Raw genomic sequence first — 1215 nt, 5'->3', positions numbered from 1 at the left:
TGGTATGTCAACACTAAACTAGACAATTTTTTTAAGGTGTCTATGTTTGTACTCAATTGGGCTTTCATATCCAAGGGTTCCATGAATTCGTAAGTTATTAAACCAGTGAACATAGTCCTGTAATTCCCTTGTTAATTCTTCTAAGCTACTAAAATGTCTGCCCTTCACAAACTCTGTTTTGATGATTTTAAATGTTGCTTCAGCTACTGCATTATCATACGGGCAGCCCTTCATACTTAAGGATCGTTGGATATTAAAAGTCTTTAAAGCATCATCAATCAAATTGTTTTTAAACTCATTTCCACGATCCGTATGAAAAAGCTGTATCTTATTAAGATCGACTTTGATAGAAGCTAACGCACGATAAACGAGTAATGCATCTTTATTTGGCCCTGTACTAAAACCGACGATTTCCCGATTAAAGAGATCGACAAAGACACATACGTAGTTCCATTTTTGATTGACTCTTACGTACGTTAAATCGCTAACGATTGTAGTCATTTCTTGTTCCTGTGCGAATGCACGATTTAGTTCATTTGTTTGTTCTGATTCATTACAGGATTTTGTATGTGGTTTAAATTGAGCGATTGTGTATGAAGAAACGAGACCCTGCTCCTGCATGATGCGCCCAATTCTTCGCCTGGAAACAATATGACCGCGCTTTTTTAATTCTACTTTGATTTTACGTGTTCCATAGTTCTGACGGCTTGCGTGAAAAATATCGATTACATCAGAGGTAACGGGATCCTCCGATACTCTTTCTTTTGCTTCATAATAATAAGTACTTCTAGGGATTTGCAGGACTTTGCACATTGCTGATATCGAGTATTTGTGTTGATTATTCTTAATTACATTTACTTTCGTCCTAGTATCAGCGCGGCTTGCTTTAAAATGTCATTTTCCATTTCTAGTTGCTTGTTTCTTTTTCGGAGTTCCATCAATTCTTTTTGTTCATCTGTTAAATTATCTTTCTCCTTAAAAGAACCTGATTTTTGACTCTGACTCACCCACTTGTCTAAAGATGAAGGAGTAAGATCATATTCACGAATAATCTCTTTTCTTGGTTTTCCATTTTGGTACAGCTGCACGATCTGTTGCTTGAAATCTTCAGTAAATGTTCGGCGTTCTCTTTTAGTCATGTAGATTCTCCTCAAATGTGTTATTTGTAGTCTACTTGACCTTAAAAATTCTGTCCAACTAAGTGTAGCCTATCCA

At 36.2% G+C, this 1215-nt stretch carries 1 protein-coding gene; it reads right to left on the bottom strand.

The annotated features are described in order from the left end of the window. Nucleotides 1-18: 18 nt before the first annotated feature. Nucleotides 19-1139, bottom strand: a protein-coding gene (locus C1726_RS00005) for an IS3 family transposase (protein WP_142385044.1) whose coding sequence is annotated in 2 segments (ribosomal slippage) — nt 19-890 and nt 890-1139 — 1122 coding nt in all. Because the reading frame shifts where the segments join, the coding sequence is not laid out codon by codon here. Between the last annotated feature and the right edge of the window lie 76 nt (nt 1140-1215).

Source organism: Cytobacillus massiliigabonensis (genome assembly GCF_900199725.1).
Lineage (GTDB): Bacteria > Bacillota > Bacilli > Bacillales > Cytobacillaceae > Cytobacillus > Cytobacillus massiliigabonensis.
Note: the sequence above shows the minus strand (reverse complement) of the source record. Positions and strands in the feature narration are given on the sequence as shown.